Source organism: Actinomadura decatromicini, assembly GCF_008121305.1.
GTDB lineage: Bacteria > Actinomycetota > Actinomycetes > Streptosporangiales > Streptosporangiaceae > Spirillospora > Spirillospora syzygii.
Map to the genome: position 1 here is coordinate 459318 of NZ_VSRQ01000005.1, position 11969 is coordinate 471286.

Below are 11969 nucleotides of genomic sequence, written 5' to 3' on the forward strand. Positions count from 1 at the left end.
TGGAGCCAAGATGGGTGTGCAAGGCGATCGCATATTCGCCGCGATCGAGCAGAGGGGCTTCCCTGACCCCTGGTCGGCCTTCGGGGAGTGCCTGTCCTGGGAATCCGCCTACGCCGTCCAGCTCAAGCAGGTCATCGACCAGGCACGGAAAGGTCCGGACGAGCAGCTCCTCCAAACCGTCTCCGATCTCTTCGAGAAGAAGACCGCCAATCTCATCGACGCCGGCAAGCTCCTCGCTGACGCGCTCGCCGAGTACGACCAGAACGGCATGTGGCAGATGCTGGACGAGCGCGCCGCCCGTCTGGACATCGACGACGTCTCCGAACGCTGGGCCCGGGGCCTGGTCGAGCACCCGTTCCCCATCGCACTGCTGTCGCTCCAGTTCAACTGGCGCTACATGAAGGAACACGGGGTCCGTGCCTTCTACGAGATGACCTCCCGCTACGTCGACGACCTCAACGCCAATACCCGCCGCTGGGCCGATGCCTGGGCCGCCGAGGCGGAAACCGGTGTGATCGACCGCGTCACCACCGTCGAGTGCGACCTCGCTTCGGAGGAGGCGCCCATGCACTGTGACATCTGCAAGAAGACCATCACCGCGCTGCTTTACCTGGACCGCTGATCGTCCATCGCGTCCATGGGCTGCTGCCGGGGCGGGTTCTTGGACCGTGGTGCCTTGGGGCCCGCTCCGGTGCCAGGGCGTCGGCTAGTCCATTTCGAATTGTTCGACTACGTAGTCGACTACGTCTTTGCCGTACTTGGTGTTCAGGGTGGCGAGGTGGGGGTCGTAGAGCTTCTTGATGGGGGCGAGCTTTTCGCTGTCCTCGCCCAGCACGTCCTCGCGTGTGCGGATCAGGACGTTGTACTCGAGGCTGGTGGTCTCCATGTCGGGGGCGGGCTTCTTGCGCTTGCTCGCTGAGGGGCTCGTACTGCTCTCACTGCTCGGACGCATTCGCTCCGCCACCAGGCCGGAGGCGAAGCTGATCACGGCCAGCACCTGGTTGGCCCGCAACGCGGGCGACTGGTGCTGCGTCGTCGCGGAGAAGTCTCCCTCTTTGACCTGTTTGGTAAGCGTGCCGATCTTCTCGGACTCTCCGCCGATGCCCTTGAGGGCGGTGTGGAATCGGTAGAAGGGCAGGACGTGCAGTTCGAATTCGTGGAGCCCGGTGGTGATGAGCCTCGCGCTTGACGTTCCGATTTCCGCCGAGTTCAGCCAGACCTCGACCTGCGTCGATTCGAGGGCGCCCGCCCACTCGGAGAGGCTGGCGATGTCGGGCGTCTGGGCGATTAAGGCGAACGGGTCCGTGGTCGACTTCTTTCCGTAGAGCCCGGCGAAGGTCCAGCCCAGCACGTTGGTGAGCGTGGTCGCGGGCGGCAGCGCGGAATAGGTGAAGGTGACGGTGAAGTCCTTGGCCTCGTTAATGGCGCGCACCGTGTCGGGCGCGGTGCTGTGGGCCTTGATCGCGTCGAGGACGGGCTGGGTGGTGGTGTTGGCCTGGAACACCATGGCGGAGTCTCCCCGTGTGGTCGCGTGGCGAAGTGCGGCACGCCCATCGTCTGCTCTCCCGGTGCCGCCGGCATCCCCCATCCGCCGTAGCCGGAGAGGTTAGTTCTTGGTGCCGGGGTCGCAGTCGTACTTGTTCACCGCGTCGAATGCCGGTCTGTTCTTCTTGCCGTAGAGGGGCGTGACGACGTCGCGGACCAGGGCGCCCTTTTTCAGGTGGCTCGATGAATCCTTGATCGCTTTCAGGACGGTGCGGAAGTGGGCGGCGATGCCCGGTGGGGCCGTTGACTCCATTTCCTCGCCCCAGGTGAGGATGAGGGTGGCCTTTCTGCGGAGTTCCTTGAAGTCCAGTGGCTGGCCTTCCATCGCCCGGCCCGCGTCGGCGGTGTAAGTGACCAGGCCGACCTGGAACGTCGAAAGGTCCAGGCAGAACGCTGATGTGGGTGAGCTTGATGGCGACGGTTTCGGTGCGGTGGCGTGGGGGACGGCCGGGGAGTCGTCCGAGTCCGAGCAGCCCGCGATCAGCAGCGTTGCCAGCAGGAGCGCGGCAAGGGTGCGGGGAACGGTCATGGGCGGAGGGTAGGGAGCGGGGCTCGGGAGGGGTCCCGAAGGCGTCCTGAAACCGGGGTGAAAGCAGCCTGAAGGCGCGGCCCCGCAGGGTTCAGGGCATGAACACGGAACCACGGCAGACGGCCATTTTCGCGAAAGGGCTGCGGAAGGCGTTCAAGGACAAGGTCGTCCTCGACGGGATCGATCTCGACGTTCCGCGCGGCACGATCTTCGCGCTCCTCGGCCCGAATGGCGCTGGGAAGACCACGGCGGTGCGGATCCTGTCGACGCTGCTCCGGGCGGACGGCGGGGAGGCGCGGATCGCCGGGTGCGATCTCGTGAAGGACGCCGACGGGGTGCGGCGCGCGATCGGGGTCACCGGGCAGTACTCGGCGGTCGACGGGCTGCTCACCGGGCGGGAGAACCTGATCATGGTGGCCGACCTGCACCATCTCGGCAAGGAGACCGCCAGGAGGGTCGCGGACGACCTGCTGGAGCGGTTCGACCTCGTGGACGCCGGCAAGAAGCAGGTCAGTACCTACTCGGGCGGCATGCGGCGGCGGCTCGACCTCGCGATGACGCTGGTCGGCGACCCGCGGATCATCTTCCTCGACGAGCCCACCACCGGGCTCGACCCGCGCAGCCGCCGCACCATGTGGGAGATCATCCAGGGCCTCGCCCGCAACGGCGTCACGATCTTCCTGACCACGCAGTACCTGGAGGAGGCGGACCGGCTCGCCGACCGGATCGCCGTCCTGGACGGCGGACGCCTCGTCGCCGAGGGCACGTCGGAGGAGTTGAAGCGGCTCGTCCCGGGCGGGCACGTCCGGCTGCGGTTCGCGGACCTCGCGGCGCTCGACGCGGCGGCCCGGACCCTCGGCGTCGTCACCCGGCACGACGACGCGCTGGCCCTCCAGGTGCCGAGCGACGGCGGCGTCCGATCGCTCAGAGCCCTCCTCGGACGGCTGGAGGACGCGGCCGTCGAGGTCGAGGAGATGTCCGTGCACACCCCCGACCTGGACGACGTGTTCCTCGCGCTGACCGGACGTCCCGAGAACAACGAGAAGGTGACCTCGAAATGACCGCGTTCACGCAGGCGACCGCCGACTCCGCCACCATGCTGCGCCGCAACCTGCGGCACGCGCTGCGCTACCCGTCCCTGACGATCGCGGGGATGATGATGCCGATCCTGATCCTGCTGCTGTTCGTCGGCGTGTTCGGCAACGCGCTCGGCGACGGGGTCGGCGGCGGCGCGAAGGGCGACTACATCTCCTACGTCGCGCCGGGGATCATCCTGATGGCGATCGCGTCCGGGTGCCTGTCGACGTCCATCGCCATCTGCACGGACATGACCGAGGGGATCGTCGACCGGTTCCGCACCATGGCGATCGCGCGGTCGTCGCTGCTCACCGGGCACGTCGTCGGCAGCATGATCCAGACGGTGGTGAGCACGGCGGGCGTCGTCGCGGTCGCCGTCGCGATGGGCTACCGGACGCACGCCTCCCTGCTCGACTGGCTCGCCGCGACCGGCCTGCTGGTGCTGCTCATGTTCGCGCTGACCTGGGTCGCCGTCACGCTCGGCCTGATCGCGAAGAACCCGGAGGGCGCGAGCAACTCGCCGCTGATCATCCAGTTCCTGCCGTTCGTGGGGAGCGCGATCGTCCCGCCGGAGTCGATGCCCGCCGGGGTGCGGTGGTTCGCCGAGTACCAGCCGTTCACGCCGGTCAACGAGGCGCTGCGCGGGTTCCTCGCGGGCCACCCGAACGGGCACGACACGGTGGTCTCGCTCGTGTGGTGCGTCGGTCTCGCGGTGGTCGGCTACACCTGCTCGAAGATCCTGTTCGACCGGAAGGCGCCGCGCTAGCCGCGCCGCGCTTGCCGCGCCGCGTTAGGTGATGAGCGCCCGGACGGCGTCCCGCAGGTCCGCACGGCCCAGCCCCGCGTACTCCGACACCGCGTCGGCGTACGCGGGGCCGTCGGCGTCCTCGGCGATGGCGTGGGCCGCCGCCGGGGACATCGTCGGCTGGAACACCCGCACGAAGTGCAGCCGCTCCGCCAGCGCCACCGCCCGCGCCGTGCGAGTCCGGACGCGCGGCGGGGCCTCGGCCGTCCAGCCCGCGCGGGCGAGGTCGGCGAGGGCCAGGGCCAGCAGCAGCCCGCCGCAGATCGGCAGGTCCATGAACGACACCGGCATCGGGGGCTGCGGCTCGGCGAGCAGCCCGGCGAGCATCGCGGGCAGCCCGGCCGCGACGTCCTCGACGAGGTCGAGCCGTCCGTGCCTGGCGTGGGCGACGACGGTGACGCTGTGCGCCTCCAGCGTCCACGGGTCGGCGACGGGCGGCGCGACCGGGTTCTTTTCCTCGGCCAGCCGCTCGACCGCCTCCCGCCACAGCCGCAGCCCGGTCTCGGCGTCGCCGCGCGCGAACGCGATCTCGGCGCGGGCGCCGAGGTTGAAGGTGGCGGTGCCGAACGTCTCGTCCGGACCGGACACGAGCGACCGGTCGAGCCAGCGCTCCGCCTCGTCCACCTCGCCCAGGTGCAGGTGGACGGCCCCGAGCGCCCAGAGCAGCCCGAACATGTCCCGCCAGCCGAACCGTTTCAGCAGGTCGAGCGACACGCGCAGGTAGTGCGCCGCCCGTTCGCCCTGGTCGAGCTGCATCAGCAGCTCGCCGAGCCGCGAGTTCGCGACCAGCCGCAGGCACGGGTTCCGGGACGTCTCGGACGCCGCGAGCATCGCCTCGGTCGCCGCGACCGCGCCCGCCACGTCGCCGTTCCGCTCCCGGACGTACCCGGCGACGCAGTTCGCCAGCCCGGCGAGGACCAGGTCGTCGCTCGCGCGCAGACCGTCCAGGACGGACGTCTCGCCGTCCGCGAGGATCTCCGGCGCCGCCGCGGCGAGGACCGCCGCCGCGCGCGGCAGCCCGCCGGACTCGGGCGGCGGCAGCCTGCGCAGCGCGACGAGCGCCCGCGTCACCGACGGGCCCTTCAGCAGGAACGTGGTCAGGACGTTCAGCGCCAGCGCCGCCCGGGTGACCTCGACGTCGGCCGGGCCGGGACGGAAGCGGCTCAGCGTCCCGGCCGTGTCGTACGCCAGGACGATCATCCGGCCGTAGGCGGACTCCAGCGTCCACATCCCGGCGAGCGTCGCCGTCACCGCCGCGACGGAGGCGGCGTCGTCGCGGTCGAGGCCCTCGCGGAGCGCCTGGAGGAGGTTGTCCTGCTCGGCCCGGACGCGCCGCATCGGGGCGATCGGCTCCACACCGAACAGCGACTCGTGGTGCTCCGCGCCGAACTCGCGGGCCCAGGCGAGGAATCCGTCGACGGCCCGGTCCGTCTCGCCCTCCGCGTCGCGGTGCGCCGCGCAGAACTCCCGGACGGTCTCCAGCATGCGGAACCGCGTGCCAGCCTCGCCCTCGACCGTCTCCAGCAGCGACTGGCCGACGAGGTCGTCCAGTATCTCCAGGGTGTCGCCGCCGAGGAGGTGGCGGGCGGCGTCGGCCGTGAAACCGCCGGGGAAGACCGACAGGGCGCGCATGGCGGCGCGTCCGGACGGCCCGAGCAGGTTCCAGCTCCACTCGACGACGGCGTGCATGGTGCGGTGCCGGGACGGCGCGTCCCGGGCGTTCCCGCGCAGGAGGGCGAACCGGTCGTCCAGGCCGCGCGCGATCTCCGCCACCGACATCACCCGGACCCGCGCCGCCGCCAGCTCGATCGCGAGCGGCAGCCCGTCCAGGCGGCGGACCAGCCCGGTCACCGCGTCCGCCGGGACGTCGGCGGCCGGACGCGCCGCGTGCGCGCGCTGCCGGAACAGCTCGGCGGACGTCGCGAGGTCCAGCGCGGGCAGCGGGTACACCGACTCCGACGACAGGCCGAGCGGGGCGCGGCTCGTCGTCAGCACCCGCAGGTCGCGGGTCATCGACACGAGCGCGCCGACCAGGTCGGCGGCGCCTTCGACGACGTGCTCGCAGTTGTCCAGGACGAGCAGCACCGGCCCCGGACCGAGCGCCTCCACGATCCCGCCCGCGCGGTCGGCGGGACCGGCGAGCCGTCCGCGCGCGGCCTGGTGCGGGCCGCCGACGCCGAGCGCGGACGCGACCTCCGCCGACACGTCCCCGTCCCGCGACACCCCGGCCAGCGGCACGACGTGCACGGCGCGGTGCGGGGCGTCCCGCGCGACGGCGTTCGCCAGCCGCGTCTTGCCGAGCCCGCCGGGGCCCACGACCGACGTCACCCGGGACGTCCGCAGCAGGCCGAGCACGGCGGCGACGTCGCCGTCCCGGCCGAGCAGCGGGTTCGGCTCGTGCGCCACCCCGCGCCGGACCGCCGGCGCCTCCGCCCGCAGCAACTCCTGCTGGACGGCCCGCAGCGCGGCCCCCGGATCGGTGCCGAGCTCGTCGCGCAGGGCGCGCCGGTAGTCCTCGAAGCGGGCCAGCGCGGCGGACGGTCCCGCCGTCGCCGCCTCGCAGCGCAGCAGCTCGGCGAGGACCTCCTCGTCCCTCGGGTACTCGCGGGCCGCCTCGGCGAGCGCCTCGAAGCCCTCCGCGCGGCGGTCGAGCCGGGCCAGGGCGAGCGCGCGGGAGCGAATCAGCGTCCAGTAGGTGGAGGCCCGGTCGGCGCGCAGCGCGGACAGCGGGTCGTCCCCGTCGCCCGGTTCCGGCGGGCCGTCCCAGAGCGCGAGGCCGTCCTCGGCGTGCGCGAGCGCGGCCTTGTGGTCGCCGTCGCGGGACGCGCGGGCGCTCGCGGACGCGGCGAGCAGCACCGCCGACGCGTCCACCGCCGCCTCGGGAAGGCCCAGCCGGTAGCCGGCCGGGGCGCTCGCGACGACGTCCGCGCCGAGTTGCGAACGGGCCCGCGACACGACGACCTGGAGCGCCTTCGCCGGGTTCTCCGGACGCTCGTCCGGCCACAGGCCCGCGACCAGCCGCGCCACGGACGCCCCGGCGCGCGGCTCGGCGGCGAGCAGGGCGAGCAGCGCCCGCAGCCGGGGGCTCGTGACGTCCCGGCCGCGGCAGGCGACCCTGGACAAAAGCGTCAGCTCGACGGTCACGGGCCCAGGCTAGACGGCCCGCCGCCGCCCGGCGGCCCTCAGGCGCGGTAGTGGCGGCGCAGCGCGATGCCCGCGGCGACCCCGCCCGCGAGCGCGCCCGCGCCCGCCGCCGCGGGCAGCGCGATCATCGTGACCCGGCGCCCGGTGCGGAAGTCGTGGATCGGCCAGCCGTTCTCCTTCGCGTGCTCGCGCAGCCCGGCGTCCGGGTTCACGGCGTGCGGCTGGCCGACGGCCGTGAGCATCGGCAGGTCGTTGATCGAGTCGCTGTAGGCCGCGCAGCGCGCGAGGTCGAGGCCCTCCCGCTGCGCCAGCGCGCGGACGGCCTCCGCCTTCGCGGGACCGTGCAGCAGGTTGCCGACGAGCCGCCCCGTGTAGACGCCGTCGCGGGTCTCGGCGACGGTGCCGAGCGCGCCGGTGAGGCCGAGGCGGTGCGCGATCGTCCGGGCGACCTCGACGGGCGTCGCGGTGACGAGCCAGACCTGCTGGCCCGCGTCCAGGTGCTGGAGGGCGAGGGTGCGGGTGCCGTGCCAGATCCGGTCCGCCATCACCTCGTCGTAGATCTCCTCGCTGAGCTGGACGATCCCGGCGACCTTCTGCCCGGCGACGAACGCGAGCGCCGCCTCCTTCGCGCTGCCGATGTGCTCGGAGTTCTCGGTGCCGCGCATCCGGAACGCGGCCTGCCCCCACGCGAACATGGCGAGGTCGCGCATGGTGAACAGCTTCCGCGCGGCGAGCCCGCGCGCGAAGTAGTAGATCGACGCCCCGCGCAGCATCGTGTTGTCGACGTCGAAGAACGCCGCCGCGGCCGGGTCGGGATCGGGCGGCGGCGCGGGCTCGGCCGCCGCGGCGGCGGCGGCCTTCCCGGCGCTCACGTGGTCCTGGTTTCTGCCGCGCCACTGCAGGACGCTCAGGGGCCGGGACACGCGCTGCCAGATCACCCGCTGCCGGTTTCGCCGCATGGGCCGAGCCTAGTTGAACGCTTTTCGCCTTCCCGCTCGCCATCCCGGGCGAACGGGGATCAGTCGACCGTCTCCCGCGCGACCTCCCCTCGTCCGTGGTCGTGGAAGTCCTCGCCCCGGCCGCTCGCCGCCGCGACGAGCCGCTCGCGCAGCACGGCGCGGAAGCGCGGGTCGGGACCCGCCTCGCTCACCCTCAGCCGGGCGAGCGAGCTTCCCTGTTCATCGGTCTTGCCCCGCCTGGTTCTCACTGGCCGCTCCCTTGCGGAGTCCAGGCGCCATCGCGCTCTCCTGCCCGGGAAACGACCGAGCGGCACGGAGGGTTACGGCCGCTGGTCGGAGGAGTGGTGCGGATAACGGCCCGGCGGTGCGCCGAGCGGTACCACCGCTCCGATGAGCGGCAGGAGGGCGGGGCTCAGCGGCGCAGGTCGTCCGGGAGCATGCGGCCGAGCGACCGGACGGCGCGGTACTGCAACGCCTTGATGGCCCCAGGCTTCTTGCCCATGACGAGCGCCGTCTCCGCGACCGACAGCCCGTGCAGGAACCGCAGGACGACGCACTCCTGCTGCTCGGACCCGAGCCGCCGCACGGCCTCCAGCAGCGTCCGGTTCGTCATCGCGTCGAGGACGGCCCGCTCCGGCCCCTCCTGGTGCCGGTCCGGCTCGACCAGTTCGCCGGTGCAGACCTCCAGCCGGTACCGGCTGGACTTGAAGTGGTCGGCGACGAGGTTCCGCGCGATCGTGACGAGCCAGGCCCCGAAGTCCTTGCCCTGCCAGTGGAAGTCGCGGATGCGGCGGAGCGCGCGCAGGAACGTCTCGCTCGTCAGGTCCTCGGTGAGGGAGTGCGTCCCGACCCGGTAGTAGACGTAGCGGTAGACGAGTTCGACGTAGTGGTCGTAGAGGCAGCCGAAGGCTTCGGCGTCGCCGTCCCGCGCGCGGAGCACCAGCGCCTTGAGCACTTCGGCGCGGTCGGCGTCGCGCCGCGCGGCGCCCGGCCGGGCCAGCGGACGGGCCAGCGGACGGGGCAGCGCGCGGGGTTGGTGGCTGGGCCGGGGAAGCGGGAGGACCCCGGCGTCGAGGGACAAGCTGCTCATGCAGTTCTCCTCGGGGCGTACGCGACCTCCGGCGTGAAATTGCCACTCTAGATACCGATAGGTACGCCGGGCAATGGTGTAGGTGGACGGGCGGTTACCCGTCGGGCCCCGGCATCGGGCACCATGGGGCGCGATGGTCGATGCTCTTCTCGCGCTCCTCGCGACCCTCGGCGCTTTAGTGGCCACCGGGTTGCTGGTTCAGCGCGCCTACAAGGACCGGCTGCTCTACCTGATCGCCTGGTCGTTCACCCAGGTGGGGCTGTCGCTCGCGCTGCTGTGCATGGGCGTCGGCTTCCTCGCCGGCTTCAACGGGCCGCTGTTCCGCGTGCTGGAGCTCGGGGCCGCGCTGATCGGGCCGGTCTGGCTCGCGCTCGGCATGGTCGAGCTGATCGCGCGGTACGTCCAGGTGCGGTTCGCGGCCTGGCTGTTCGCCATCTCCTACACGTTCGTCGCGCTCGTCATCCTCGTCCTCGACCCGCTCAAGGGCTCGCTGACGAAGAGCCTGCCGAAACCGGGCTCGACCTACGACGCGCTGCCGCTGCTGCTGATCGACGGCGCGCACGTCGTCGCGGTGATCGCGCTCGTCGCGTGCACCGGGCTCACCGCCTGGCTCGCCAGCAAGCAGGACCAGGAGGCCGCCGAGCTGCTCATCCCGGTCGCGCTGGTCGCGCTCGCGGGCGTCCTCGTGGTGAGCGGCACCCGCGGGTTCCTGCCCGCGCCGCTCGCGGTGATCGCGCTCGGCGGCGCGGCCGGGCTCGTCTGGTACGGCGCGATGCGCACGATCCCCGTCTACGACGACGAGGACTACGACGAGTACGGCGACGAGCCCGCCACCGGATACGAGGAGCAGGGGTACCCGTCCCGGCCGGAGCACCCGGGGGCGCGCGCCGAGCGGGCGGAGCCCGTCGCGGCGCCGACCCCGCCGCCGCCCGACCCGCGGCGCGGGGAGCTGCGGTTCCCCGACCCGCCGCACGAGGAGCCGCGCTTCCCGGACGACCCCGCGGGCCCCACGGCCGTGGACGGGGTCGGCATCGGGATCGGCAACGCGCTTGTCCCGGAGCAGGCGTCCCCCGCGCTCGCGCCGCTCGGCGGTCGCGGTCCCGGCGGCGAGCTGGCGGGGGCGTGCGGTCAGATCACCGTCTACACCCTGCTCGACGGGCGCGAGGCCGCGTTCGACCGGCTCGCCGGAGACCTGGTGAAGGCCGCCCGCGCGACCGAGCCGGACACGGTGATCTTCGCGTCCCACGAGGTCGTCGGCGCGCCCACGCAGCGGATCTTCTACCAGCTCTTCCGGGACGAGGCCGCCTTCGCCGCGCACCGCAAGACGCCGCACCTCCAGCGGTTCCTGGCCGAGTCCCGCACGCACATCATCGCCACCAACGTGATCGAGATGCGGCTCGGCGCGGCGAAGGTGCCGCTGCCCGCGCCCGAGTTCCCGGGACGGTGACGCCGGTGTCCGGAGGAGTGCTGATCACGCTGCTCGGCAAGCCGGGCTGCCACCTGTGCGACGACGCCCGCGCGGTGATCGAGCGCGTCGCCCGCGACCTCGGCGTCCCATGGGAGGAGCGCGACATCACGCTCTCCGAGCGCGACACCGAGCAGTATTGGGAGCAGATCCCGGTCACGCTGATCAACGGCGTCCAGCACGACTTCTGGCGGGTGGACGAGTCCCGCCTCCGCGCCGCGATCGAAAACCTCCGCGAGACGTCCTAGCCGGGTCCTGGGGCGTCTCGGCGGTGCCTCGGGTGTCTCGTCCGTCACATCGGTGGGGCGGGTGCGGCGGGTGCGTCCCGGGGCGGAAAGCCCTGCTGGGCGGGGCTGCGGCGGCGGGTTTCTGGACCGGTTCAGGGGCCTGCCTGCAGGCCCGCCGACCGCGTCGCCGGGGGGTGACTTTGTGCGCGTATTCACAAAGGCTTAACCTGGTGGACAGCCCTGAAGCGGTCGAGCCGCGGCCGGACGGCCGGCGCCGCGCCCGCCCGGGCGAGGGGCCCGCCGCCCCGTCCCCAGCGCCGACTTCCGAAGAGCAGGCCGTGACGACACCTCGACAGAACCGCCGGCGCGACCGCGCGGCCCGCGGCATCCCCGAAGCCACCGTGGCGCGGCTGCCGGTGTACCTGCGCGCCCTCACCGGGCTCCAGGAGCGCGGCGTCGCGACCGTGTCGTCGGAGGAGCTCGCCGCGGCGGCCGGGGTGAACTCGGCGAAGCTCCGCAAGGACCTCTCCCACCTCGGCTCCTACGGGACGCGCGGGGTCGGCTACGAGGTCGAGTACCTCGTCTACCAGATCTCCCGCGAACTCGGCCTCACCCAGGACTGGGTCGTCGCGATCATCGGTGTCGGTAACCTGGGCCGTGCACTGGCCGGCTACGGCGGATTCGCGTCCCGCGGCTTCCGCGTGGCGGGCCTGCTCGACGCGGACGACTCCATCGTCGGCCAGGAGATATCCGGCATGACGGTGGAGCACATCGACCGGCTGGAGGACATGATCGCCCGGCACGGCGTCTCCATCGCCGTGATCGCCACCCCGGCGGGCGCCGCCCAGGGGGTGTGCGATCGCGTGGTCGCGGCGGGCGTGACGAGCGTCCTGAACTTCGCGCCGACCGTCCTCACGGTGCCGGACGGCGTGGACGTGCGCAAGGTCGACCTGTCCATCGAGCTGCAGATCCTGGCCTTCCACGAGCAGCGCAAGGCGGGCGGGCCGGACGGCCTCGCCCCGCTCGTCGCCGGGGACGCGCCGCCCGGCACGAAGCAGTACGTGGAGCCAGTAGAGGCATAGACCAGAGCAAGGGGCAGGGCACGGGGCGGGGCGCGGAACGTGAACG

At 72.5% G+C, this 11969-nt stretch carries 12 protein-coding genes; 6 read left to right on the top strand and 6 right to left on the bottom strand.

Features of this window, described 5'->3' with window-relative positions; genetic code table 11:
- The first annotated feature begins 10 nt into the window (after nt 1-10).
- Nucleotides 11-622 carry a hypothetical protein gene (locus FXF68_RS24860; RefSeq protein ID WP_148763163.1) on the top strand — a complete coding sequence of 204 codons (612 nt, stop codon included), beginning with the start codon at nt 11-13 and terminating at the stop codon, nt 620-622.
- Nucleotides 623-706: 84 nt separating this feature from the next.
- Here FXF68_RS24860 and FXF68_RS24865 read toward each other — a convergent pair whose 3' ends face one another.
- Nucleotides 707-1507: a hypothetical protein gene (locus FXF68_RS24865; protein ID WP_148763164.1), complete on the bottom strand. Its 801-nt coding sequence runs from the start codon at nt 1505-1507 to the stop codon at nt 707-709.
- A gap of 99 nt (nt 1508-1606) precedes the next feature.
- Nucleotides 1607-2074 (bottom strand): hypothetical protein, encoded by a 468-nt coding sequence (locus tag FXF68_RS24870; RefSeq protein WP_148763166.1) that lies wholly within the window; start codon nt 2072-2074, stop codon nt 1607-1609.
- A 98-nt stretch (nt 2075-2172) separates the two neighbouring features.
- Between FXF68_RS24870 and FXF68_RS24875 the strand changes: the two genes are divergently transcribed.
- Both FXF68_RS24875 and FXF68_RS24880 read left to right on the top strand, forming a co-directional pair.
- Nucleotides 2173-3135: an ATP-binding cassette domain-containing protein gene (locus tag FXF68_RS24875; protein ID WP_148763168.1), complete on the top strand. Its 963-nt coding sequence runs from the start codon at nt 2173-2175 to the stop codon at nt 3133-3135.
- Nucleotides 3132-3917 (top strand): ABC transporter permease, encoded by a 786-nt coding sequence (locus tag FXF68_RS24880; RefSeq protein ID WP_148763170.1) that lies wholly within the window; start codon nt 3132-3134, stop codon nt 3915-3917. Before FXF68_RS24875 ends, FXF68_RS24880 begins: the two co-directional genes overlap by 4 nt.
- A gap of 24 nt (nt 3918-3941) precedes the next feature.
- On the opposite strand, the gene FXF68_RS24885 is transcribed toward FXF68_RS24880, so the two are convergent.
- The 4 genes from FXF68_RS24885 to FXF68_RS24900 all read right to left on the bottom strand — a co-directional run bounded on the left by FXF68_RS24885 (nt 3942) and on the right by FXF68_RS24900 (nt 9149).
- A complete protein-coding gene (locus FXF68_RS24885; protein ID WP_148763172.1) occupies nt 3942-7100 on the bottom strand; it encodes an ATP-binding protein in 3159 nt (1052 codons plus the stop codon).
- 38 nt (nt 7101-7138) lie between these two features.
- Nucleotides 7139-8059, bottom strand: coding sequence for an HAD family hydrolase (locus FXF68_RS24890; protein ID WP_148763174.1), 921 nt, complete (start codon nt 8057-8059; stop codon nt 7139-7141).
- 59 nt (nt 8060-8118) lie between these two features.
- Nucleotides 8119-8307, bottom strand: a complete 189-nt coding sequence (locus tag FXF68_RS24895) for a hypothetical protein (protein WP_148763176.1) — start codon at nt 8305-8307, stop codon at nt 8119-8121.
- A gap of 164 nt (nt 8308-8471) precedes the next feature.
- Nucleotides 8472-9149: a sigma-70 family RNA polymerase sigma factor gene (locus FXF68_RS24900; RefSeq protein ID WP_148763179.1), complete on the bottom strand. Its 678-nt coding sequence runs from the start codon at nt 9147-9149 to the stop codon at nt 8472-8474.
- A gap of 133 nt (nt 9150-9282) precedes the next feature.
- On the opposite strand from FXF68_RS24900, the gene FXF68_RS24905 reads away from it, so the two are divergent.
- From FXF68_RS24905 to FXF68_RS24915, 3 genes are all read left to right on the top strand, one after another.
- Nucleotides 9283-10596 (top strand): putative quinol monooxygenase, encoded by a 1314-nt coding sequence (locus tag FXF68_RS24905; protein WP_148763181.1) that lies wholly within the window; start codon nt 9283-9285, stop codon nt 10594-10596.
- A gap of 5 nt (nt 10597-10601) precedes the next feature.
- Nucleotides 10602-10862: a glutaredoxin family protein gene (locus FXF68_RS24910; RefSeq protein ID WP_148763184.1), complete on the top strand. Its 261-nt coding sequence runs from the start codon at nt 10602-10604 to the stop codon at nt 10860-10862.
- A gap of 317 nt (nt 10863-11179) precedes the next feature.
- Nucleotides 11180-11923: a redox-sensing transcriptional repressor Rex gene (locus FXF68_RS24915; protein ID WP_148763186.1), complete on the top strand. Its 744-nt coding sequence runs from the start codon at nt 11180-11182 to the stop codon at nt 11921-11923.
- The last annotated feature ends 46 nt before the right edge of the window (nt 11924-11969 follow it).